The 23,037-nt window shown below is 71.8% G+C and carries 19 protein-coding genes; 14 read left to right on the top strand and 5 right to left on the bottom strand.

The annotated features are described in order from the left end of the window. Positions 1–10 precede the first annotated feature (10 nt). The 10 genes from OG562_RS42865 to OG562_RS42820 all read left to right on the top strand — a co-directional run bounded on the left by OG562_RS42865 (position 11) and on the right by OG562_RS42820 (position 15,499). Entirely contained in the window at positions 11–310 is a 300-nt protein-coding gene (locus OG562_RS42865; RefSeq protein ID WP_266407853.1) for a DUF5133 domain-containing protein, read from the top strand. Positions 311–507: 197 nt separating this feature from the next. Then, positions 508–2,463 (top strand): alpha-1,4-glucan--maltose-1-phosphate maltosyltransferase, encoded by a 1,956-nt coding sequence (locus tag OG562_RS42860; protein ID WP_266407850.1) that lies wholly within the window; start codon positions 508–510, stop codon positions 2,461–2,463. A gap of 32 nt (positions 2,464–2,495) precedes the next feature. Then, on the top strand, positions 2,496–4,214 hold the full coding sequence (gene treS / locus OG562_RS42855; protein WP_266407848.1) for a maltose alpha-D-glucosyltransferase: 1,719 nt from the start codon (positions 2,496–2,498) through the stop codon (positions 4,212–4,214). A 46-nt stretch (positions 4,215–4,260) separates the two neighbouring features. Then, positions 4,261–5,604: a maltokinase gene (locus tag OG562_RS42850; protein WP_266409829.1), complete on the top strand. Its 1,344-nt coding sequence runs from the start codon at positions 4,261–4,263 to the stop codon at positions 5,602–5,604. Positions 5,605–5,608: 4 nt separating this feature from the next. Then, positions 5,609–7,813, top strand: coding sequence for a 1,4-alpha-glucan branching enzyme (gene glgB, locus OG562_RS42845; protein ID WP_266407846.1), 2,205 nt, complete (start codon positions 5,609–5,611; stop codon positions 7,811–7,813). A 104-nt stretch (positions 7,814–7,917) separates the two neighbouring features. After that, a complete protein-coding gene (locus OG562_RS42840) occupies positions 7,918–9,012 on the top strand; it encodes a glutamate--cysteine ligase (RefSeq protein WP_266407843.1) in 1,095 nt (364 codons plus the stop codon). A 176-nt stretch (positions 9,013–9,188) separates the two neighbouring features. Continuing rightward, positions 9,189–11,093 carry a long-chain fatty acid--CoA ligase gene (locus tag OG562_RS42835; protein WP_266407840.1) on the top strand — a complete coding sequence of 635 codons (1,905 nt, stop codon included), beginning with the start codon at positions 9,189–9,191 and terminating at the stop codon, positions 11,091–11,093. A gap of 181 nt (positions 11,094–11,274) precedes the next feature. Further along, positions 11,275–11,709 (top strand): ATP-binding protein, encoded by a 435-nt coding sequence (locus OG562_RS42830; RefSeq protein ID WP_266407837.1) that lies wholly within the window; start codon positions 11,275–11,277, stop codon positions 11,707–11,709. A 141-nt stretch (positions 11,710–11,850) separates the two neighbouring features. Then, complete coding sequence (locus OG562_RS42825; protein WP_266407834.1) at positions 11,851–13,227, top strand: NAD(P)/FAD-dependent oxidoreductase; 1,377 nt, start codon at positions 11,851–11,853, stop codon at positions 13,225–13,227. A gap of 31 nt (positions 13,228–13,258) precedes the next feature. Beyond that, positions 13,259–15,499 (top strand): FUSC family protein, encoded by a 2,241-nt coding sequence (locus tag OG562_RS42820; protein ID WP_266407832.1) that lies wholly within the window; start codon positions 13,259–13,261, stop codon positions 15,497–15,499. A gap of 68 nt (positions 15,500–15,567) precedes the next feature. Here OG562_RS42820 and OG562_RS42815 read toward each other — a convergent pair whose 3' ends face one another. Then, entirely contained in the window at positions 15,568–15,999 is a 432-nt protein-coding gene (locus tag OG562_RS42815) for a hypothetical protein (RefSeq protein ID WP_266407830.1), read from the bottom strand. 121 nt (positions 16,000–16,120) lie between these two features. Between OG562_RS42815 and OG562_RS42810 the strand changes: the two genes are divergently transcribed. Together OG562_RS42810 and OG562_RS42805 are read left to right on the top strand one after the other, a co-directional pair. Then, positions 16,121–16,354: a hypothetical protein gene (locus OG562_RS42810; protein ID WP_266407827.1), complete on the top strand. Its 234-nt coding sequence runs from the start codon at positions 16,121–16,123 to the stop codon at positions 16,352–16,354. 404 nt (positions 16,355–16,758) lie between these two features. Then, complete coding sequence (locus OG562_RS42805) at positions 16,759–17,217, top strand: cyclic nucleotide-binding domain-containing protein (protein WP_266407825.1); 459 nt, start codon at positions 16,759–16,761, stop codon at positions 17,215–17,217. Positions 17,218–17,277: 60 nt separating this feature from the next. Here OG562_RS42805 and OG562_RS42800 read toward each other — a convergent pair whose 3' ends face one another. Together OG562_RS42800 and OG562_RS42795 are read right to left on the bottom strand one after the other, a co-directional pair. Continuing rightward, the gene (locus tag OG562_RS42800; RefSeq protein WP_266407822.1) at positions 17,278–18,621 is read right to left on the bottom strand and encodes an MFS transporter; all 1,344 of its coding nucleotides are present in this window, start codon (positions 18,619–18,621) and stop codon (positions 17,278–17,280) included. Between the two features lie 189 nt (positions 18,622–18,810). Then, complete coding sequence (locus tag OG562_RS42795; protein WP_266407819.1) at positions 18,811–19,428, bottom strand: LysE/ArgO family amino acid transporter; 618 nt, start codon at positions 19,426–19,428, stop codon at positions 18,811–18,813. Positions 19,429–19,502: 74 nt separating this feature from the next. On the opposite strand from OG562_RS42795, the gene OG562_RS42790 reads away from it, so the two are divergent. Next, a complete protein-coding gene (locus OG562_RS42790) occupies positions 19,503–20,453 on the top strand; it encodes a LysR family transcriptional regulator ArgP (protein WP_266407817.1) in 951 nt (316 codons plus the stop codon). 58 nt (positions 20,454–20,511) lie between these two features. Here OG562_RS42790 and OG562_RS42785 read toward each other — a convergent pair whose 3' ends face one another. Then, positions 20,512–21,219 carry a TetR/AcrR family transcriptional regulator gene (locus OG562_RS42785; protein WP_266407814.1) on the bottom strand — a complete coding sequence of 236 codons (708 nt, stop codon included), beginning with the start codon at positions 21,217–21,219 and terminating at the stop codon, positions 20,512–20,514. 182 nt (positions 21,220–21,401) lie between these two features. Between OG562_RS42785 and OG562_RS42780 the strand changes: the two genes are divergently transcribed. After that, complete coding sequence (locus OG562_RS42780) at positions 21,402–22,619, top strand: saccharopine dehydrogenase family protein (protein ID WP_266407811.1); 1,218 nt, start codon at positions 21,402–21,404, stop codon at positions 22,617–22,619. A gap of 58 nt (positions 22,620–22,677) precedes the next feature. On the opposite strand, the gene OG562_RS42775 is transcribed toward OG562_RS42780, so the two are convergent. Then, positions 22,678–23,004 (bottom strand): SDR family NAD(P)-dependent oxidoreductase, encoded by a 327-nt coding sequence (locus OG562_RS42775; protein ID WP_266407809.1) that lies wholly within the window; start codon positions 23,002–23,004, stop codon positions 22,678–22,680. Between the last annotated feature and the right edge of the window lie 33 nt (positions 23,005–23,037).

The following is a 23,037-nucleotide window of genomic DNA, read 5'->3' as shown; positions in this document are numbered from 1 at the left end:
GAACGGCGTCATGCTGCTACCGGCCAAGACCGAGGTCGCCCGGCAGTTGCGGCGGTATCGGGCGTGGGAACGCGTGATGCTCGCGTCCCCCGCCGATCGCGCGGCGCGGGCCACTTTCGAGGACTCCGGCTACACCCTGTGCGTGCTGATGGGCAAGCGCTGCGCGCGCGAGGCCGCGGACGCGGCGGAGCGCTATCTGCGCACGACCGCGGCCGCGTATCTGCAGGAGCAGGATGTACGGCCCCGGTCGGCCGCTCCCGTGCGGTGCGCTGCCCGGCCGACGGTCCACCCCGCTGCGGCGGGGCTGTAAGGGTGCTGCGCCCGATCCGGCGCAGCACCCCGAGCCGGGCGGCAGGCCCGGCACACACTCCGGCCACGAGCCGGACGGCAGGCCCGACGCAGGAGTCGGCGAGCAACCGGGCGGCGGGCCCGGCAGACCAACCCGCGACGATTCCGACGGCCGGCCCGGCCGTCGCCCAGCCAGTGAGTACGGCGGAGGTAGAAGGCATGAGCTCGACCCCGGTCATCGGCCGCATCCCGGTCCGCGAGGTGCGGCCCGCGGTGGAGGGCGGCAGGCGCCCGGCCAAGGCCGTCGCGGGGGAAACATTCCAGGTGACGGCGACCGTGTTCCGCGAGGGGCACGACGCGGTCGCCGCCAACGTCGTCCTGCGCGGCCCCCGGGGGCGCCGCGGCCCGTGGACGCCGATGCGTGAACTCGCCCCCGGCACCGACCGGTGGGGCGCGGACGTCACGCCGGACGCGCCGGGCCGGTGGACGTACACGGTCGAGGCCTGGAGCGATCCGGTCGCCACCTGGCGGCGCCACGCCCGGATCAAGATCCCGGCCGGCCTCGATGTCGGGCTGGTCCTGGAAGAGGGCGCCGAGCTGTATGAACGGGCGGCCGCCGGCGTGCCGAAGGGACGGGCCCGCACCACGGTCGCGAAGGCGGCACGCGCCCTGGGCGACGACCGACTGCCGGTCTCGGCCCGGCTTGCGGCGGCGTCGACGCCGGAGGTGGACGCGGTTCTGGAGCGGTATCCGCTGCGGGAACTGCTCACCTCCTCCGAGCCGTTGCCGCTGCTGGTGGAGCGGGAGCGGGCGCTGTTCGGGTCGTGGTACGAGTTCTTCCCGCGTTCCGAGGGCACCCCCGAGCGCCCGCACGGCACCTTCCGCACCGCCGCCCGCAGACTCCCCGCGATCGCCGCCATGGGCTTCGACGTCGTCTACCTCCCGCCCATCCACCCCATCGGCGCCACCTGCCGCAAGGGCCGCAACAACACCCTCGACGCCACCCCCGACGACGTCGGCGTCCCCTGGGCCATCGGCTCCCCCGAAGGCGGACACGACGCCGTCCACCCCGACCTCGGCACCCTCGACGACTTCGCCTGGTTCGTACAGCAAGCCCAGGACCTCGGCCTCGAGATCGCCCTCGACTTCGCCCTCCAGTGCTCCCCCGACCACCCCTGGGTGGAGAAGCACCCCGAGTGGTTCCACCACCGCCCCGACGGCACCATCGCCCACGCCGAGAACCCGCCCAAGAAGTACCAGGACATCTACCCCGTCGCCTTCGACGCCGACCTCGACGGCCTCATCGCCGAGACCCTCCGCGTCCTGCGCCACTGGATGTCCTACGGGGTACGGATCTTCCGCGTCGACAACCCCCACACCAAACCCGTCGTCTTCTGGGAACGCGTCATCGCCGAGATCAACGCCGCCGACCCCGACGTCGTCTTCCTCGCCGAGGCCTTCACCCGCCCCGCCATGATGCGCACCCTCGCCGAGATCGGCTTCCAGCAGTCCTACACCTACTTCACCTGGCGCAACACCAAACAGGAGCTCACCGACTACTTCACCGAGCTCTCCGGCGAGTCGGCCGCCTCCATGCGGCCCAACCTCTTCGCCAACACCCCCGACATCCTCCACGCATACCTCCAGCACGGCGGCCCGCCCGCCTTCGCCATCCGCGCCGTCCTCGCCGCCACCCTCTCCCCCACCTGGGGCCTCTACAGCGGCTACGAACTCTACGAGAACACCCCCCTCAAAAACGGCGGCGAGGAATACCTCGACTCCGAGAAATACCAGCTCAGGCCACGCGACTGGGCAGCCGCCGAACGCGAGGGCCGCACCCTCGCCCCCCTCGTCACCCAGCTCAACGACATCCGACGCCGTCACCCCGCCCTCCAACGGCTCAGGAACCTCCGCTTCCACCACACCGACAACGACTCCGTCATCGCGTACAGCAAGCGCACGGACGCGGACGCGGTGGTGGTCGTCGTCAACCTCGACGCGCACCACACCCAGGAAGCCACCGTCTCGTTGGACATGCCGCAACTCGGCCTGGACCACGGCGCGTCCCTGTCCGTGCACGACGAACTGACCGGTGAGACCTACGCCTGGGGCAGGGACAACTACGTGCGCCTGGAGCCCGGCCGGACGCCTGCCCACGTGTTCCACGTCCGGTGACCCGCACCGCCGATCGGAGGCCCCAGACCGCCATGACCGTCAACTCACCTGTTCCGGACACCTTCGAGGACACTCCCGCCAAGGACCGCGACCCCGAGTGGTTCAAACGCGCCGTCTTCTACGAGGTCCTCGTCCGCTCCTTCCAGGACAGCAACGGCGACGGCGTCGGCGACCTCAAGGGCATCACCGCCAAACTCGACTACCTGCAATGGCTCGGAGTCGACTGCCTCTGGCTCCCGCCCTTCTTCAAATCGCCCCTGAGGGACGGCGGCTACGACGTCTCCGACTACACCTCCGTCCTCCCGGAATTCGGCGACCTCGCCGACTTCGTCGAATTCGTCGACGCCGCACACCAGCGCGGCATGCGCGTCATCATCGACTTCGTCATGAACCACACCAGCGACCAGCACCCGTGGTTTCAGGAATCGCGCAAAGACCCCGACGGACCCTACGGCGACTACTACATGTGGGCGAACGACGACAAGCAGTACGCCGACGCCCGCATCATCTTCGTCGACACCGAGGTCTCCAACTGGACCTTCGACCCGGTCCGCAAGCAGTACTTCTTCCACCGCTTCTTCTCCCACCAGCCGGACCTCAACTACGAGAACCCGGCCGTGCAGGAGGAGATCCTGGCCGCGCTCAGGTTCTGGCTGGACCTGGGCATCGACGGCTTCCGGCTGGACGCCGTGCCGTATCTCTACGCGGCCGAGGGCACCAACTGCGAGAACCTGCCGGCCACGCACGAGTTCCTCAGGCGGGTGCGCCGGGAGATCGACGTGATGTACCCGGACACGGTGATCCTGGCGGAGGCCAACCAGTGGCCCGAGGACGTCGTCGACTACTTCGGCGACTACGCCTCCGGCGGCGACGAATGCCACATGGCCTTCCACTTCCCCGTCATGCCCCGCATCTTCATGGCCGTACGACGCGAATCCCGCTACCCCGTCTCGGAAATCCTCGCCAAGACCCCCGCGATCCCCTCCCGCTGCCAATGGGGCATCTTCCTGCGCAACCACGACGAGCTCACCCTCGAAATGGTCACCGACGAAGAACGCGACTACATGTACGCGGAATACGCCAAAGACCCGCGCATGCGCGCCAACATCGGCATCCGCCGCCGCCTCGCCCCCCTGCTGGACAACGACCGCAACCAGATCGAGCTCTTCACCGCCCTCCTCCTCTCCCTCCCCGGCTCGCCGATCCTCTACTACGGCGACGAGATCGGCATGGGCGACAACATCTGGCTCGGCGACCGCGACGCCGTGCGCACCCCCATGCAGTGGACACCGGATCGCAACGCGGGCTTCTCGTCCTGCGATCCGGGACGGCTGTCCCTGCCGACGATCATGGACCCGGTCTACGGCTATCAGGTCACCAACGTCGAGGCGTCCATGGCCGACCCGTCGTCGCTGCTGCACTGGACCCGGCGGATGATCGAGATCCGCAAGCAGAACCCGGCGTTCGGCCTCGGGACGTACACCGAACTGCAGTCCTCCAACGGGGCCGTCCTCGCCTTCCTGCGCGAATACGAGGACGACCTGGTCCTGTGCGTGCACAACTTCTCCCGCTTCGCACAGCCCACCGAGCTGGACCTGCGGCAGTTCGACGGGCGGCACCCCGTCGAGCTGTTCGGCGGCGTCCGTTTCCCCGCCATCGGCGAACTGCCCTATCTGCTCACCCTCGCGGGCCACGGCTTCTACTGGTTCCGGCTCACCCGAGCCGCGTCCCGGCTCGGTCGGCGCCGGTGAGCGTGCGCCGAGGAAAGGATGGGTCACCGTGACGAAGACCGCCCCTCTGAGACCGAGCGGTGCGAGCGTCGTCCGCTCCGGCGGATCGCTGAGCGCGCTGCTGCGGGAGTGGCTGCCGCGGCAGCGCTGGTTCGCCGGCAAGGACCGGCCGCTCGCCGATCTGCGCATGCTGTCGATGACGGAGCTGTATCCGGGCTGTCTGCATCTGCTGGTGCACGCCGGGCAGTCGGGCGTCCCGACGCCCGGCGGCACTCCCCCGGCCGGCGACTGCTACCAGTTGCTGCTCGGCGTCCAGCAGCATCTGTCGCCGCGGCTGGGCCGTGCGCTGATCGGCAGGGTCGAGGAGGGGCCGCTGGCGGGTCTGACCGTCCATGACGCGTTGCAGGACCCGCGCTCGGCGCATCTGCTCCTGGAGCGGATGCGCCATCCCGGCACGCTCGGTCCGTTGAGCTTCGAGTCCGACCCGTCCGTGCCGGTGCCCGCCGGTCTCGCCCCGCGTCTGCTGGAGGCCGAGCAGTCCAACACGTCGCTGGTGTACGGCGACGCGTTCATCCTGAAGATCTTCCGACGGATCCAGCCCGGAGTGAATCCCGACCTGGAGGTCCCGGTCGCACTGGCCGGGCAGGGGTGCGGCCGGGTGCCCGCGCCGGTGGCGTGGTTCCGTACGACGCATCCCATGGAGGCCACGCTCGGCGTGCTCCAGCCGTTCCTGCCCGGCGCCTCGGACGGCTGGACGCTGGCGCTGGAGTCCCTCGCCCGCGGGACCGACTTCACGGCGGAGGCCGAGGAGCTGGGGCGGGCCACGGCCGACGTGCATCTCGCGCTGGCCGCGGCGCTCCCGGCCGCCCCGGACGCCGAGGACGGGCGTACGGCGGCGGCGATGACGGAGCGGCTGGAGGCGGCCGCGCACCATGTGCCGGCGCTGCGCCCGTTCGTGCCCGGCCTCGTCACCGCCTTCGACGCGCTCACCGCCTGCGACTCCGGCCCGCCCGCCCAGCGGATCCACGGCGACCTGCATCTCGGGCAGGTGCTGCGCGCCGGACCCGACTGGTTCGTCATCGACTTCGAGGGCGAGCCGTCCCGTCCGCTGGCCGAGCGGCGCAGCGCCCACTCGCCGGTGCGGGACGTCGCCGGCATGCTGCGCTCCTTCGACTACGCGGCCCGGCAGCGGCGTCCGTGGCGTCCGGAGTGGGCCCGTCGCTGCCGGGAGGCCTACTGCGCGGGCTACGCGGCCCGGGCGGGCTGGGACCCCCGTAAGAAACACGCTCTGCTGCGCGCCTACGAAACGGACCGGGCCGTGTACGAAGTGCTGTACGAGGCTCGTAACCGCCCCGACTGGCTGCCCGTACCCATGGCGGCGATCGAACGACTCGCCGTCCGAGGAGGCTGACCCCATGGCCCTGCGCGACACCGCCCTTCCCGAGGCGGCCGGTCCCCGGCCGCCCACGGCGCCCGCGCTCGACCCCTGCGACCGGGGGCGTCTGCTCTCGGGCGCCCACCACGATCCGCATGCCCTGCTGGGCGCGCACCCGGCGCCGGGCGGGATCGTGTTCCGGGCCCTGCGTCCCTTCGCCGAGGCGGTGAGCGTGGTGGTCGACGGGCAGGCCACCGCGCTGGCGTCGGAGGGCGACGGCCTCTTCGCCGCCGTGCTGCCGCTCGACGCGGTGCCGTCGTACACGCTGCGGGTGGTGTACGCGGGTGAGGCGCGGGAGCTGGAGGACCCGTACCGGTTCCTGCCGGCGCTGGGCGACCTCGATCTGCATCTCGTCCGGGAGGGCCGGCACGAGGAGCTGTGGAAGGCGCTCGGCGCGGAGCCGATGACCCACCAGGGCGTGACCGGCACCCGGTTCGCGGTGTGGGCGCCGAACGCCCAGGGCGTGCGGATGACGGGCGACTTCTGCTGCTGGGACGGGACGGCCTTCCCGATGCGGTCGCTCGGCTCGTCCGGGGTGTGGGAGCTGTTCCTGCCCGGGATCGGCGAGGGCGCGCGCTACAAGTTCGAGATCACCTCCCGGCACGGGGACCGCTTCCTGAAGGCCGACCCGATGGCCCGGTGCGCGGAGGTGCCGCCGGACACCGCGTCGATCGTGCACGTCTCGCACCACACGTGGGGCGACGAGGAGTGGATGGCGCACCGGGGCGACGTTCCGGTGCATGTGGCGCCGTTCTCGGTGTACGAGGTCCATCTGCCGTCCTGGCGACCTGGGCTGACCTACCGTCAACTGGCCGAGGAACTCCCGGCGTACGTCGACGACCTCGGCTTCACGCACGTGGAGTTCATGCCGGTCGCCCAGCATCCCTTCTCGGGTTCCTGGGGCTATCAGGTCACCGGGTTCTACGCGCCGACCTCGCGGCTCGGCACGCCCGACGACTTCAGGTTCCTGGTGGACGCCCTGCACCGGGCCGGGATCGGCGTGATCGTGGACTGGGTTCCCGCCCACTTCCCCAAGGACGACTGGGCGTTGGGCCGGTTCGACGGGGAGCCGCTGTACGAGCCCGGGGACTCGCGGCGGGCGGAGCATCCGGACTGGGGGACGTACGAGTTCGACTTCGGGCGGGTCGAGGTGCGCAACTTCCTCGTGGCCAACGCCACCTACTGGTGCGAGGAGTTCCACGTCGACGGGCTGCGGGTGGACGCCGTGGCCTCCATGCTCTACCTCGACTACTCGCGGGATTCCGGGCAGTGGTCGCCGAACGTGTTCGGCGGCCGGGAGGACCTGGACGCGGTGGCGTTCCTCCAGGAGATGAACGCGACCGTGTACCGGCGCAGTCCGGGCGTGGTGACGATCGCCGAGGAGTCCACGGCCTGGGACGGCGTGACCCGGCCGACGGACAGCGGCGGTCTGGGGTTCGGCCTGAAGTGGAACATGGGCTGGATGCACGACTCGTTGCAGTACATCGGCAAGGAGCCGGTGCACCGCAAATACCACCACCACGAGATGACGTTCTCGATGGTGTACGCCTACAGCGAGAACTACGTCCTGCCGATCTCCCACGACGAGGTCGTGCACGGCAAGCAGGCGCTGGTCTCCAAGATGCCCGGCGACTGGTGGCAGCAGCGCGCCGACCACCGGGCGTATCTGGGCTTCATGTGGGCGCACCCCGGCAAGCAACTCCTCTTCATGGGGCAGGAGTTCGCGCAGGGCGGCGAATGGTCGGAGCCGGAAGGACCCGACTGGTGGCTGCTCGACCCCGGGTACGCAGCCGTGGCCGATCACCGGGGGGTGCGGGACCTGGTCCGCGATCTCAACGTCGTCTACCGCGCCACGCCGGCGCTGTGGGAGCGCGACACCGACCCGGCCGGCTTCCGGTGGGTGCTCGGGGACGCGTCGGACGACAACGTCTTCGCGTTTCTCCGCTACGACGCCCACGGCGGTCCGCTGCTCGCCGTCAGCAACTTCTCCCCCGTCGTGCGGCACGACTATCTCCTGGCCGTCCCCGGCGACGTGCCCGCCTGGGCGGAGGCCCTCAACACCGACGCCGTGCGGTACGGGGGCGGCGGTGTGACCCGTACCGATCCGGTCAAGGCGGCGGACGGCGAGCTGCGGCTGACGCTGCCGCCCCTCGCCACGGTGTGGCTGACGCCGTCGCCCGGGTGAGGTCCTCGCCCGTGGGAGTCGGCTCCGCGCGAGTCGGCTCCGTGTGAGGAGAACCGGACGGGGCACTCGGGTGCCCGCCACCCGCCAGAGAGAGGCCGCAGCCTGTGCGCACCGTGGGAGTGGAGGAGGAGCTTCTCCTCGTGGACCCGGAGACCGGGGAGCCGCGGGCGCTGTCCGCCGCGGTCCTCGCCCGTGCCTCGCGGTACCAGGAGGCCGAGGAGCCGCCGGTCTTCGAGAGGGAGCTGCACAGCCAGATGCTCGAGCTGGCCACCCATCCGCACTCGGGGATGGGTGAGCTGGCCGAGGAGCTCGTCCGCATCCGCGGGGATGCGGCCCGGCACGCCCGGGAGGCGGGGTGCGCGGTCGCCGCGCTCGCCACGTCGCCGCTGCCGGTGAGCCCGTCCGTCAGCATGGGCCGGCGCTATCAGTGGATGGCGGAGCAGTACGGCATCGCGACGCGCGAGCAGCTGGTGTGCGGCTGCCATGTGCATGTGTCGGTCGGCTCCGACGAGGAGGGCGTCGCGGTGATCGACCGGATCCGGCCGTGGCTGTCGGTGCTGTCGGCGCTGAGCGCCAACTCCCCGTTCTGGCAAGGCCGGGAGTCGGGGTACAGCAGTTATCGCAGCCGGGTATGGCAGCGCTGGCCCTCGGCCGGTCCGACCGAGCTGTTCGGGTCGGCGGAGAGCTATCACCGGCGGGTGGCGGACATGGTGGCCACGGGCACGATCCTCGACGAGAAAATGGTCTACTTCGACGCCCGGCTGTCGGCGCGCTATCCGACGGTGGAGGTGCGGGTGGCGGACATCTGTCTGCACGCGGAGACCGCGGCGCTGGTCGCCACGCTGGTGCGCGGGCTCGTCGAGACCGCCGCCCGGGAGTGGGAGGCGGGCAAGGAGCCGCTGGATCACAGCGTCAGCCTGCTGCGGCTGGCCGGCTGGCGGGCCGCCCGCTCCGGGCTGACCGGCGATCTGCTCCACCCGGAGACCCTGCGGCACGCGCCGGCCGAGACGGTCGTGGGGGCGCTGTTGGCTCATGTGGAGGACGCGTTGGCCGACAGTGGGGATCTGGAGCGGGCGTGCGCGTCCAGCGCCGAGCTGCTGCGGCACGGGAACGGCTCCCAGTTGCAGCAGGAGGTGTGGGAGCGCACGGGCAGTCTGCGCGAGGTCGTCATCATGTGCGTACGGCATACCCAGAGCTGAGGCCGTCGCGCTCGCCGTCCGAGCCGCCCCGCACGGGCGCGGGACCTGCTGGGATCACCAACACACACCACTTAGTCCGTTCCCGGCCACAACCGGTCCCACCTGGGCTACATTCGCCACCGTCGATAACGGTTCTCGTCGACGGAGTCACCCTTCGTACATGTCAGGAGCAGCGTATGCGCGACTTCGCTGTCGCTCCCCCCGCCACTTCGCCCCTGACCGGAGGGCTCGCCGACACCGTCTTCGAGACGGCGGCCCGCACCCCCGACCTGCCGGTGCTCGCCCGGCGTCCCGACCCCGCCTCGCCCTTCTGGGAGCAGGTGACGGCCGTCGAGCTGCGCGACGAGGTGATCGCCCTGGCCAAGGGCTTCATCGCGTCCGGGATCTCGCCCGGGCACCGCGTCGCGATCATGGCGCGCACCCGGTACGAGTGGACGGTGCTCAGCTACGCGCTGTGGGCGGTGGGCGCCGAGGTGGTCCCCGTCTATCCGACGTCCTCGCGCGACCAGGTCGCATGGATCCTGCGGGACTCGGGCTGCGTGGGCGTGGTCGTCGAGGACGAGCAGAGCGTGATGACGGTGGGGTCGGTGTGCGCGACCCTGCCCGCGCTGCGGCACGTCTGGCAGTTGGACGCGGAAGCCTTCGAGCAGCTCGCCCAGCGCGGCGAGCTGGTGCCGCAGACCACGGTCGACTCGCTGCGCCGGATCGTGCTGCCCGACTCCACCGCGGTCATCGCCTACACCTCCGGCACCTCGGGCCGCCCCCTGGGCTGCGCGCTGAGCCACCGCGGTCTCGCCAGCCCCTGCGACACGCTGCTGGCCGGCTGGGGGCACACGGTGGCGCGGGAGGGAGAGCAGGGGTCCGTCCTCGCCTTCCTCCCGTTCTCGCACGTGTACGGCCTGATGATCCAGGGTCTGTGTCTGCGCGGGGGGATCCTGATGGGCCATGAGCCTGACCTCGGCGCGGACGCGCTCTCCGCGGCGCTGCGCTCGTTCCGCCCGACGTATCTGTACGCGGTGCCGTCCGTCTTCGAGAAGATCTACAAGAACTTTCTGCGGGTGGCTCAGGAGTCGGGCCGGGGCCCGCTGTTCGAGCGGGCCGCGGAGACGGCGCGGGACTTCGCGGCGGCCGTCGAGCGGCATCGGCTGGGCCGCGGTTCCGGGCCCGGTTTCGATCTGCGGCTCCAGCACGCCCTGTTCGAGCGGACGGTGTACCGCAGACTTCGCGCCGCGCTGGGCGGCCGGGTGCACCGAGCCACGTCGGGCGGCTCACCGCTCCACCGCGACCTGTCCCTCTTCTACGAGGGCATCGGCATCTACGTCCACGACGGCTACGGCCTGACGGAGACCAGCGGCGGGCTCACCATGCAGCCGCTGGGCCGGGAGAAGACCGGCACCGTCGGACAGGCCCTGCCCGGCACGGACCTGCGGGTGGCGGACGACGGGGAGATCCTGGTGCGCGGCCCGTCGGTGTTCCAGGGCTACGTCAACGACGACGACGCGACCCGGGCGGCGCTGCGGGGCGGCTGGCTGGCCACCGGGGACCTCGGGTTCCTCGACTCCGACGGCTATCTCACCATCACCGGACGCAAGAAGGACGTCATCATCACCAGCAGCGGCAAGAGCGTGGCCCCGGCCGCGCTGGAGCAGCGGCTGCGGATGCATCCGCTCGTCCACCAGGCGGTGGTCGTGGGCGACAACCGGCCCTGCGTGGGCGCGCTGATCACGCTGGACCCCGACTTCCTCGCGCACTGGCGCGGCAATCTGTCCCTCCAGGGCGACACGCCGAACCGGGAGACCCGCGAGGAGAACGCCCTGCGGGAGGAGATCGGACGGGCGGTGGCCGCGGCCAACAGCTCGGTGTCCCGCTCGGAGTCCATCCGGGCCTTCCGGATCCTGCCCCAGTCGTTCGACCAGACGAACGGTCTGCTGACGCCGTCGATGAAGCTGCGCCGCGACTCGATCGTGGCGCACTACGCGGCGGAGATCGAGGCGATGTACCAGGCACGGGCGCGACTGCCCCGCCAGGGCGCCCCGGACGAGACGCTGAGCTGGGACGACGCGGACGACGTGTTCCGCTGAGCCCGGCCGGCGAGACCGGCGTGACCCGAGGTCGGCGTGGGCCAGGACGCGTAGCCCGCGCCGTCCCGGGAACCTGGAAGAGGCGCGACGAGAGAGCCGTACGAGGAAGAGCAGAGGAAGAACGAGAGAGCCGTACGAGAAAGGACGACGGTCCCGGGCACTGTGGGGCCGCACGCACGACATGGCAACCGAGCCACGGGGCAACCACGCACTGACCTTCGAGACGATCCCGGGCCGTACCGTCCGGTTCGCCGGCGAACCGCCCGATGTGACGGGGGCGCGTCTGGCCGCGGACGAGTTCCTGCGCGATCTGGCGCGGGCCTCTCCGCCCACGGAGCCGGAGTGCCGGGACGACATCCTGCTGATCGTCGCGGAACTGGCCTCGAACGCGGTCCAGTACGCGCCGGGCCCCTTCGAACTGCGGCTGCGCCCCACCTTCGACGGGGTGCACGTCACGCTCCACGACACCAGCTCCGCGCTGCCGTCGCCGCGTCCGTTCCGCCCCGACAGCGCGGGCGGCGGCATCGGCTGGTACCTGATCCACACGCTGTGCCGCCAGGTCAGCGTGGTGCGCACCGCGGACGGAAAGGACGTGCATGTCTTCCTTCCCTGGTGAGTATCCGGGCGGTTCGGGGGGTACGACGCTGACCTCAGAAGAAACGTTCGTCTACATGCCTCGTCCGGCTGGCGGAAGCGGTCCGGTCGCGGTGGGATCGACGGGGCAGCTGGGGCAGACCGCCTGGAGCCGCAGAAAGGGATGGACATCGTGACTCGACCCAGGATCCTGGTGGTGGGCGCGGGCTTCGCGGGAGTGGGGTGCGTTCGACGGCTGGAACGCAGGCTCGCCGCGGCGGAGGCCGACGTCACCCTGGTGACACCGTTCGCCTATCAGCTCTATCTGCCGCTGCTGCCGCAGGTCGCCTCGGGGGTGCTGACGCCCCAGTCGATCGCCGTGTCGCTGCGCCGCAGCAGCAAGTACCGCACCCGGATCATCCCGGGCGGCGCCGTCGGCGTGGACCTCGAGGCGAAGGTCTGCGTCATCCGGACCATCACCGACGAGATCGTCAACGAGCCCTACGACTACATCGTGCTCGCTCCCGGCAGTGTGACCCGCACCTTCGACATCCCGGGGCTGACCGACCACGCCTTCGGCATGAAGACCCTCGCGGAGGCCGCGTACATCCGCGACCACGTCATCACCCAGCTCGACCTCGCCGACGCCAGCAAGGACCCCGCCGAGCGGGCCTCGCGGCTGCAGTTCGTGGTCGTCGGCGGCGGCTACGCCGGCACCGAGACCGCCGCCTGCCTCCAACTGCTCACGCACAACGCCGTCAAGCGCTATCCGCGGCTGGATCCGAGCCTGATCAAGTGGCATCTGATCGACATCGCGCCGAAGCTGATGCCGGAGCTCGGCGACAAGCTCGGCAGCAGTGCGCAGAAGGTGCTGCGCAAGCGGGGCATCGAGGTCTCGCTGGGCGTGTCCATCGCCAAGGCGGGCCCGGAGGAGGTCACCTTCACCGACGGGCGGGTCGTGCCGACGCGCACGCTGATCTGGACCGCGGGGGTGGTGGCGAGCCCGCTGATCGCCACGCTCGGCGCGGAGACGGTGCGGGGGCGGCTCGCGGTCACCGCCGAGATGAACCTGCCCGGCAACGACGGGGTGTTCGCGCTCGGGGACGCCGCCGCCGTACCGGACAAGGCCAAGACCGAGGACGGCGCGGTCTGCCCGCCGACGGCGCAGCACGCGATGCGGCAGGGCAAGGCGGTGGCCGACAACGTCATCGCGACGCTGCGGGGCCAGTCGATGCGGCCCTACGTGCACAAGGACCTCGGGCTGGTCGTCGACCTCGGCGGCACCGACGCCGTCTCCAAGCCTCTCGGCATCGAGCTGCGGGGGCTGCCCGCGCAGGTCGTGGCGCGCGGCTACCACTGGTCTGCGCTGCGCACGGGCGTCGCCAAGGCGCGGGTGCTGACGAACTGGACGCTGAACGCGCTCGCGGGCGACGATTTCGTGCGCACCGGCTTCCAGTCGCGCCGGGCGGCGAAGCTCAAGGACTTCGAGTACACGGACAGCTATCTGACGCCCGAGCAGGTGCGGGCGCAGGTCGAGGGCGACGGCGCCGAGACCGGGTGAGGTACGCACCGACGCAGGGGAGCACGGCGGCGTGAGGGCGGCGGCACGGTCGCTCGCGGCCCGGTCGCGGGATCGGATCGCGGCGTCCGATCCCGGCCTGCTGCGGCTGGCGGCCGGGCTGCGGACGGTCGGCGCGATCGCCCTGACGCTGGCCGTGCTCTCCCTGCTCGGCGCGGACGTACCGCATCTGGTGGCGGGGGCGATCGCGGCCATGGTCGCCACCTTCGCCATCCGGGAGAAGACGCGCGGCCCGCAGGCCGTCACCTTGGCGCTGGGGCTGCCGGTGGCGCTGGCCTCGGTGTCGCTGGCCAGTCTGCTCAGCTCCTGGCGGGTGGCCGGCGACGTCTTCTTCGTCGTCCTCATCTTCTGCGCGGTCTACGGCCGCCGGTTCGGCGACCGGGGCACCGCGCTCGGGCTGATCGGCTTCCAGGTCTACTTCCTGTCGCTGTTCGTCGGCGCGACGCGCTCGACGCTCCCGGGGTTCTGGGGGGTCATCGCCGTCGCCTTCGCATGCAGCGCGGCAGCGCGGTTCGTGCTCGTGCCGCAGACCCCGACGGGGATCCTGGCACTGCTGCGGGAGGCCTTCCGCGCCCGGCTGGCGCAGCTGATCGACGCCCAGCTCGACCTGCTGGAGGCCGGCCCGGACGACGCGGAGAAGGCGCTGGAGCATGTGCGCGAGGGCACCGCGCGTCTGCACGAGACGGCGATGATGATCCAGGGCCGGCTGGCGGAGGGCACGCCGGACGAGACGACGGCCCGACTGGTGCAGCGCCGGATCGCCGACGCCGAGATCAGCGCCGAGCGGCTCGGTCTGCTGCTGCTGACGGCGCGCAGTGCGCAGCGGGCCGACACCCTGACCCTCCATCTGCCGGGCGCGTCCCTCCCGGAGGGCGGCGATCTGCCGGTGCGGGACGAGGCGTTCGACCTCCTGCGCCGTGATCTCCAGGCCCTGCGGCTGCTGGTGGGGCATCCCGGGGCGGCGGGCACGGGCCGGGCCCAGGTGCGCAACCGGCTGCTCGGGTACCGGGAGGAGGAGAACCTGCCGAAGGCGTCGCCTGCCGTGCAGGACGTCTTCCGGGGCGTCGCGGAGGCGGCGCGCGGGGTGCTGGGGCTGCGGATCGCCCTGGACGGGCCGCAGGACGAGTCGGACGACAGCCCGGAGACGGCCCGCTCACGCGAAGAGCTGGACGCGGAGGACGCGGCCATCGACGGGGTCGGGGAGCCCGAGGGCGCGGCCGAGGAGGCCACGGGGCTGCGGCGGCCGACCACCCGGGCCGCCGTGCAGGTCGCCGTCGGGTCGTCGCTGGCCATCGTCGGCGGCGAGCTCCTGTCCGCGCACCGCTGGTACTGGGCGGTGCTGACCTGCTGGATCGTGTTCCTGAACACGGCCTCCACCGGGGAGATCCTGGTCAAGGGCTACCGGCGGCTGCTGGGCACGGTGCTGGGGGTGGTCGCGGGCATCGTGCTCGCGGGGCTGGTCGGGCATCACACGTGGACGGCGTTCGCGGTGGTGCTGCTGTGCGTGTTCGCGATGTTCTACACCGCGCCGCTGTCCTACACGCTGATGTCGTTCTTCGTGACCGCTGCTCTGGGCGTGCTGTACACGCTGCTGCACACCTACAGCCTGTCGGTGCTCGTGCTGCGGGTGGAGGAGACGGCGCTGGGCGCGGCCTGCGGGGTGGTGGCGGCGGCGCTGGTGCTGCCGGTGCACACGGACCGCCGTACGAACGAGCTGCTGACGACCGTCCTGGACCGGCTGAGCGATGTCGCCGACGCCGCCGTCGACCAGCTCAGCGGCGGGCCGCCCGCCGATCTGCTGGACCGGGCCCGGGACCTGGACCAGGCGCTGGCGGACCTGCGGGCGGCCACGCAGCCGCTGACGCATCCGGTCACGCCGCTGCGGACCAGGCGGGACACGGCACGGTACGTCGTCGCGCTTCTGGAGACCTGCGCCTATCACACGCGTTCGCTGGCGGCCACGGCCGAACTGCTGCCCACCCATCCGTCGATCGCGGCGGACCCACGGCTGCGCAGGGCCGGGGAGCGGATCCTGCACAACATCGGGGCGATCGCCGCGCGGGTCGCGGACGAGCACAGCACCGCCGCGGTGCGGACCGGGCCGAGCATCGCCTCGCTGCTGAAGCCGGGCGCGTCGGGCACACCGCGCTACGGGAGGGTCACCGACCGGGTGCTGCGGCATCTGCAACGCCTGGACGAGGCGGTCGTCGGCCTGGCACGCCCGCTCGGCGTGCCGGTGACACCGCCAGGGTGACGGACCCGTCCCCAGCGCGGACCCAGGGCGGACGGAGAGCAGCGGGCGGCAGGGCGGCGGGCGGGCGGTCAGAAGTCCGTGGACAGGCCGCTCGCCTCGGCGATGCCGCGCAGCTCCTCCGTGACCTGGTGGCGCTGTTGGATGCAGCCGGCTATCTCGGCCAGGCGGCCGGGATCGTCCGCGGTGGCCGCGTCGGTGACCACCCGCACCGGGCCGGTTCCGTCGACCTGGATCTCCACCAGCCGGTTGTCCATCCGGCCGGTGACCGCGGTGGCGATGACCAGCGCGGCCTCGTCCCGGATCTCCTGGGGCACCTCCTGGTCGGTGTCCGGGTGCAGGGCGACGTCGAGACTCTCCGGGGGCTGCTCCTCGAGGGCGCGCAGCGCGGGGGCGACGACCTTCATCAGCAGCTGGTAGTCCTCGCTGTCCATGCGCACGCGCAGGAGGTCGAGGTACACGTCCACGGGCCGTCCGTCGGGCTGGAACTCGGATTCGTTCATCTCGTCCGTGTTCCCACCGAGACGGCGGTCAGACGGCGCGAACCTCTCCGATTCGGGCACCCGCCTCTCCTGGCCCGCGCGAACAGGTCATGGAAGGGGCTTTGTGGGGTACGCGGAGCCCATGAGCGATGTCGTGGACTCGGGCGAACTGCTGCGCCGCCTTCAGCGGGCCAAGACCTGTGCGAACGAGGAACTGCTGGCCTGGCGGACCCTCAGCCAGGGCGTGGGAGCGGCCGACCCGGCGGCGGCGCGCGACGCGCACGTACGGGTGCTGGCCTACGAGACCGTGGTCCGGGTGCTGGACGAGATAGTGACGCCCGGCCGGCATGCGGAGGAGCGGAGGAGCGGTGAGTGACAGGTGACTGACGGGTGAGTGACGGGTGAGGGGTAGCTGAATGAAAGTTGAATGAAGAATGAGTGAAACGGGTCACGTGACCGGCTTAGGGCTACGCGAAATCTCCGCGAATGGTTTACGGTTCACACATACGTGGTGACCGGAGTCGAGGGCGCCCCTCCTCCGTGCTCCACCCTTGACGGCCCTGGCTGGCTTCCCCCGTCCAGCCAGGGCTTTTTCCTGCCCGCAGCCGGAAAGTGCCCTCCGCCGAGGTGCCCGCAGCGCTGGCAGCGGATGAAATGGGCGGTAGGGAAAACACTCCAGGGACCGCTGCCGGGCCCGTTGCGGGGAGAACACCGCCCGCATCGCCCGCACCTCATGGACCTCATGCACCGCATCCGCTCGCCGGCGAGGAGCCTCGCGCCATGACCAAAGCGATAAAACTGCTGACCGCCCTTCCCCCGCCGCAGCGCCGGCGGCTGATGGAGCTCGCCCGGGAGGTGTCCTTCCCCGAGGACGCCCGGATCTTCGAGGCGGGCGGCACCGCCGACCGCTTCTGGGTCATCCGCTCCGGCGCGGTCTCGCTGGACCAGCGGGTGACGTCCGTACGACGGGTCACCGTCGCCAGCCTCGGCGCCGGCGACCTGCTCGGCTGGTCGTGGCTGTTCCCGCCGTACCAGTGGGACTTCGGCGCGGAGGCCTTCAGCCCGGTGCGCGCCTACGTGTTCGAGGCGCAGCCGGTGCTGAAGCTCTGCGAGGAGGAGCCCGCGCTCGGTCTCTCCCTGGTGCGGATCGTGGCCGAGATCCTCGCCGCCCGGCTGGAGATGACCCGGGGCAGACTGATGGAGCAGTACGGGATGCACCGGCGCGGCGGGGTGGGATAGCCGACGTCGGCCGTCGGGCCTCGGACGCGGTGACCGGACCTCGGACGCGGGAGTCGGCCGTCAGATGCGATAGCGGCGCAGCGCAGGTGCGGCGGCCGTCAGGGTGAGCATGACGGCGACGACCAGCAGGCCGCCGCCGGCGACGGCCGCGCGGGGGCCGAAGGCCGCGCCCGCGGTGCCGTGCAGCACGTCGGCCAGGCGGGGGCCGCCCGCGACGACGACCGTGAACACGCCCTGCATCCGGCCGCGCATCTCGTCGGTGGCGGCGGACAGCAGGATCGCCCCGCGGAACACCATGGAGACCATGTCGGCGACCCCGGCGCAGGCCAGGAACACCACCGCGAGCCACAGGCTGCCGCTCAGCCCGAAGCCGGCGATCGCCGCACCCCAGGCGACGACCGCGCCGATGACCATCCAGCCGTGCCGGCGCGCCCGGGAGAACGTCCCGGAGAACAGTCCGCCGAGCACCGCGCCGATGGGGATCGCCGCGAACAGCAGGCCGAGGGCGAGCCCTTCGCCGTAGGGGGCGTAGGTCTCGGCGGCCAGCTGCGGGAACAGGGCGCGGGGCATGCCGAAGACCATGGCGATGATGTCGGCGAGGAAGGACAGCAGCAGCACCTTGTGCCCTGAGATGTAGCGGAAGCCCTCGACGATCTCGCGGATCCCGGCGCGCCGGGCGAGCGTGGTCTTCAGCGGCGGCAGGGCGGGCAGACGGAAGACGGCCCACAGCGTCGCGCACAGGGCGACGGCGTCGAGGAGGTACAGCTCGGGCAGGCCGATCACCGGGATGAGGGCGCCCGCCAGCAGCGGACCCGCGACCAGGCCGGTCTGCATGACGGTCGAGCCGAGGGCGTTGGCGGCGGCCAGTTCACGCGCGGGCACGAGGCGGGCGATGGAGGCGTTGCGGGCGGGCGCGTTGAGGCCGAAGAACGCCTGCTGCGCGGCGAGCAGCACCATCAGCACCGCCACCGAGTCCAGCCCCGAGACCGCCTGGAGCCAGAACAGCACCGAGGTGACGGCGATCCCGCTGTTGGTGACCAGCAGCAGCTTGCGTCGGTCCACGGTGTCGGCGACCGCGCCGCCCCACAGCGCGAACAGCACCATCGGGACCAGACCGGCGAGGCTGGCGTAGCCGACCCAGGCGGAGGAGCCGGTGATGTCGTAGATCTGCTTGGGCACGGCGACGGCGGTGAGCTGGCTGCCGACGGCCGTGACGATGGTCGAGGACCACAGTCGCCGGAAGGCCGGGCGGCGCAGCGGGCGGGTGTCCATCGCCCAGCGGCGCCAGCCTCGCCGGGCGCGCCCCTGCGGGCCCGGGCCGGCCTCGGGGTCGGGGTCGGGATCAGGCTCGGAGTCGGGGTCGGGGTCGGCTTCGGGTGTCGTGCTGCTCTCGCTCGTGTCCACGCGCTTCCTGGCTGCTCGTTACATCTTTCGGGTCAGAGGGTCACTATCCCAGCACCTCCTGGGCTGTTGCGGCCCCCATGGACGTGCAATCTCGGATTGCGGACGGCGGATCGCGAATGCCAGGGGACGGTCGTCAGGTCGCGAATGCCAGGTCGCTGTCGTCAGGTCGCGAATGCCAGGTCGCGGATGTCAGGCTCCCGCGACGAGGGTGACGCCCAGGGCGATCATCGTGGCGGCGACCAGACCGTCCAGGATCCGCCAGGCGGTCGGCCGGACCAGGAACCGGCCGAGCAGTCGGGCGCCGAAGCCGAGCGCGGCGAACCAGCACAGGCTGGCGAACGCGGCGCCGAGCCCGAAGGTCCAGCGCAGCGGGCCGCGGTCGGCGGCGATCGAGCCGAGCAGGAAGAGGGTGTCGAGGTAGACGTGCGGGTTGAGCCAGGTCAGCGCCAGACAGGTGAGCACCGCCCGTCGGCGTGAGCCCGCCGTCTCCCCGTCGGTCCGCAGGGCTTCGGCGCCGGGCCGGAACACGCGACGGGCGGCGAGGGCCCCGTAGCCGAGCAGGAACGCGCCGCCGATCCAGCCGACCGCCCTCAGCGCCCCCGGCCAGGCCACCACCAGCGCGCCCACCCCTCCCACGCCGAGGGCGATGAGCAGGGCGTCGGAGAGGGCGCAGATGCCGACGACGGCGAGGACCGCGTCGCGGCGGACTCCCTGGCGCAGGACGAAGGCGTTCTGGGCGCCGATGGCGACGATGAGGGACAGACCGGTGCCGAATCCGGCGAAGGCGGCGGCGAGAGCGGGGGACATGACGTCCACGCTAAGGAGACGATCACCCGACGTACAGCTAAAGATTCTTACGTATCATTAGTACGATTGATGATGTGAGAAACGATCTCTCCCTCGACCTCCCTCTCGACCAGGTGCGGACGCTGCTCGCGGTGGTGGACCAGGGCACGTTCGACGCGGCGGCCGCGGCGCTGCATGTGACGCCGTCCGCGGTCAGCCAGCGGGTGAAGGCGCTGGAGCAGCGCACCGGCCGGGTCCTGCTGCTGCGCACCAAGCCGGTGCGGCCGACGGAGTCCGGCGAGATCGTCGTGCGGTTCGCCCGGCAGCTTGCCCGGCTGGAACGCGACACGCGGTCCGAGCTGGGCATGAGCGGCGCCGGTGAGCCGACGCGGGTGACCGTCGCGGTGAACGCGGACTCCCTGGCGACCTGGTTCCTGCCCGCCCTGGCCCGGGTGCCGCGGGAGCCGCAGCTCTGCTTCGAACTGCACCGCGAGGACGAGACGCGCACGGCGGAACTTCTGCGGGAGGGGCTGGTGATGGCGGCGGTGACGTCGTCGCCCGACGCCGTGACCGGCTGTTCCGTGCACGCCCTGGGGACCATGCGCTATCTGGCCGCCGCCGCCCCGGACTTCGTGGCCCGCCACCTCACCGACCGTCCCCTCGCCATCGGTCCTCTCTCTGACGGTCCTCTCTCCGAGGCCCTCTCCCAGGCCCCCGTCGTGGTCTTCGACCGCAGCGACGACCTCCAGGACGCGTTCGTGCGCCGGCTGCGCCGTGGCGGCCACGGCCCCGGCGCGGGTCCGGTACGACACGCCGTGCCGACCTCGGAGGGTTTCGTGGACGCGGTCGCCGCCGGGTTCGGCTGGGGGATGGTGCCCGAGATGCAGGCGGACGCCCTGCTGCGCGCGGGCCGTCTGGTCTCCCTCGCCCCCGACCGGCCGCTGGACGTCCCGTTGTACTGGCAGCAGTGGAAGCTCGACTCGCCCGCGCTGGCGGCGGTGGCGGACGCGGTGACGAAGGCCGCGGCGCCGGCTCTCAGGAACTGAGCCGGACCAGTCTCGGGAACCGAGCCTGTCCAGCCTCAGGAACCGAGCCTGTCGAGGCTCAGGAACCGAGCCGCGCCAGCGTCGCCTCCGCGCTGTCCAGCAGCATCTCCAGGGCCGTCGGATAGGCGCTGGTGACCATGCGGGTGGACAGCAGGGGGGCCGCCTCGGCGATCCGGGGGTGGGTGGCGGCGGGCAGCCGGGCGTAGGTCGAGCGCCACATGGCGTCGTCGGCGCGCTGCGAGGCGCGCGGGAGCGCCAGCGCCGCCGAGTCCAGGGCGGCGAAGGCCAGGGTCTGGTCGATGAACGCGTGGTAGATCCGCACGGTGTCCGGCAACGGGAACCCGGCGGTGCGCAGCACGTCCAGGACGGCCTCGTCGGCGGCCAGTTCGTTGGCCCGGCCGGTGACGCGGCTCGCGGTGAGCTGGGCGGCCTGCGGGTGGGCGACGTAGGCGGTGTGGATGCGCAGCCCGATCGCGTGCAGGTCCGCCCGCCATTCCCCCGTCGGCGCCCAGCCGCGCAGGGCCTCCCCGATCAGGGCGTCGCCGATGGCGAGGGTCAGCTCGTCCATGCCCCGGAAGTACCGGTAGAGCGTGCTGGGGTCGCAGTCGAGGGCGAGTCCGAGCCGGCGGGCGGTGAGTCCGGTGCTGCCGTGCTCGCGCAGCATCCGCAGCGCGGTCTCGACGATCAGCCCCTCGGACAGCACGGTGCCGCTCCGGGTGGGCCGCCGCCTGCGCCGCTTCTCTTCCGGTACGACGTCTTTCGGCATCCTTGATCCTCCCTGCCCCCTCTCCGCTCCCCCACCTCCACCTCCCCCCACCTCCCCCTCCCGCAGCCCTCGCCTCCCCCTGGCTCCTTATGCCAACGCCATTGACCTTACGCGCGCCGGAGGCGTTGTATCTCCGGCAGGGCCCCCTGTTTCGCACCCTTTCGACCGAGGGAGTTCTCGTCATGCGTGTTCTGCTCGTGGGCGCCGGCGGCGTCGGCACCGCCATCACCCGGATCGCCGCCCGGCGTCCGTTCTTCGAGGCGATGGTGGTGGCCGACTACGACCCCGCCCGCGCCGCTGCCGCCGTCGCCGCGCTCGACGGCGACGAGCGGTTCCTCGCCGAGCGCGTCGACGCGGGCGACCGGTCGGCGGTGGCCGACCTGCTCGCCCGGCACCGCTGTGACGTGCTGCTCAACGCCACCGATCCGCGCTTCGTGATGCCCCTGTTCGGGGCGGCGCGCGCGGCCGGGGCCCGCTACGTCGACATGGCGATGTCGCTGTCCCGGCCGCACCCGGAGAAGCCGTACGAGGAGTGCGGGGTCAAGCTCGGCGACGCGCAGTTCGCCGAGGCGGACGACTGGCGGCGGGCGGGTGCGCTGGCCCTGGTCGGCATGGGCGTGGAGCCCGGTCTGTCGGACGTCTTCGCGCGGTACGCCGCCGACGAGCTGTTCGACGAGATCGAGGAGATCGGCGTCCGCGACGGCGCGAACCTCACCGTCGAGGGCCATGACTTCGCGCCCTCCTTCAGCATCTGGACCACGATCGAGGAGTGCCTGAACCCTCCGGTGGTCTACGAGGCGGACCGCGGCTGGTTCACCACCGAGCCGTTCAGCGAGCCGGAGGTGTTCGACTTCCCCGAGGGCATCGGTCCCGTGGAGTGCGTGAACGTGGAGCACGAGGAGGTGCTGCTCGTGCCGCGCTGGGTGGACGCGCGCCGGGTCACCTTCAAGTACGGCCTGGGCCGGGAGTTCGTCGAGACGCTGAAGACGCTGCACCGGCTGGAGCTGGACCGCACCGCGCCGGTGACCGTGGCGAGCGCGCAGGGGCCGGTCGCCGTCTCGCCGCGGGACGTCGTCGCCGCCTGTCTGCCCGACCCGGCGACGCTGGGCGAGCTGATGCACGGCAAGACGTGCGCGGGCACCTGGGTGCGGGGCGTGAAGGACGGTGCGCCGCGCGAGGTGTACCTGTACCACGTGGTCGACAACCAGTGGTCCATGACCGAGTACGGCAGCCAGGCCGTGGTCTGGCAGACGGCCGTCAACCCGGTGGTCGCCCTCGAACTTCTCGCCACCGGCGCGTGGACCGGCACGGGCGTCCTGGGCCCCGAGGCGTTCCCGGCCCGCCCCTTCCTCGACCTGCTGACGGAGTACGGCTCCCCGTGGGGCCTGCGCGAGCAGTGACCGTGCCCCTCAGCCGTCCTCACCTGATCCCGCCACGAATCTCAGGCCGGGAAACGACTCACCCGGTCGTAGCGCCACCGGGTGCCTGTCGGGTAGCGCATCTTCCGACGTCTTCGAGCGCGCCGTACGAGCCGTATCCGGCGTTGTTGACCAGGACGTCGATACGGCCGTGCGCCGCGAGGACGTCCGCGACGGCCTTCTCGGCCGAGGACTCGTCGGTGACGTCGAGGGCGACCGTGCGCACGCCTGCGGCGGCCAGCGCGGCCATCCGGTCGACGCGGCGGGCGGCGCCGTAGACGACGAAGGCGGCGTCGTGGAGGCGGCGGGCGGTGCTCTCGCCGATGCCCGAGGAGGCTCCGGTGACCAGGGCGATCTTGTCACTCATGGGATGTCCTTGTCTGTCCTGGCGGACGGCGAC

It is taken from the genome of Streptomyces sp. NBC_01275, assembly GCF_026340655.1.
GTDB lineage: Bacteria > Actinomycetota > Actinomycetes > Streptomycetales > Streptomycetaceae > Streptomyces.
This window is presented reverse-complemented; position numbering and strand designations above follow the sequence as displayed.

Coding starts and splice junctions, on each gene's coding strand:
- OG562_RS42825 (WP_266407834.1), top strand. CDS start 11,851: ATGGACATCGTGACTCGACCCAGGATCCTGGTGGTGGGCGCGGGCTTC.
- OG562_RS42795 (WP_266407819.1), bottom strand. CDS start 19,428: ATGTCCCCCGCTCTCGCCGCCGCCTTCGCCGGATTCGGCACCGGTCTG.
- OG562_RS42860 (WP_266407850.1), top strand. CDS start 508: ATGAGCTCGACCCCGGTCATCGGCCGCATCCCGGTCCGCGAGGTGCGG.
- OG562_RS42830 (WP_266407837.1), top strand. CDS start 11,275: ATGGCAACCGAGCCACGGGGCAACCACGCACTGACCTTCGAGACGATC.
- OG562_RS42775 (WP_266407809.1), bottom strand. CDS start 23,004: ATGAGTGACAAGATCGCCCTGGTCACCGGAGCCTCCTCGGGCATCGGC.
- OG562_RS42785 (WP_266407814.1), bottom strand. CDS start 21,219: ATGCCGAAAGACGTCGTACCGGAAGAGAAGCGGCGCAGGCGGCGGCCC.
- OG562_RS42835 (WP_266407840.1), top strand. CDS start 9,189: ATGCGCGACTTCGCTGTCGCTCCCCCCGCCACTTCGCCCCTGACCGGA.
- OG562_RS42865 (WP_266407853.1), top strand. CDS start 11: ATGCTGCTACCGGCCAAGACCGAGGTCGCCCGGCAGTTGCGGCGGTAT.
- treS (WP_266407848.1), top strand. CDS start 2,496: ATGACCGTCAACTCACCTGTTCCGGACACCTTCGAGGACACTCCCGCC.
- glgB (WP_266407846.1), top strand. CDS start 5,609: ATGGCCCTGCGCGACACCGCCCTTCCCGAGGCGGCCGGTCCCCGGCCG.
- OG562_RS42805 (WP_266407825.1), top strand. CDS start 16,759: ATGACCAAAGCGATAAAACTGCTGACCGCCCTTCCCCCGCCGCAGCGC.
- OG562_RS42810 (WP_266407827.1), top strand. CDS start 16,121: ATGAGCGATGTCGTGGACTCGGGCGAACTGCTGCGCCGCCTTCAGCGG.
- OG562_RS42780 (WP_266407811.1), top strand. CDS start 21,402: ATGCGTGTTCTGCTCGTGGGCGCCGGCGGCGTCGGCACCGCCATCACC.
- OG562_RS42815 (WP_266407830.1), bottom strand. CDS start 15,999: ATGAACGAATCCGAGTTCCAGCCCGACGGACGGCCCGTGGACGTGTAC.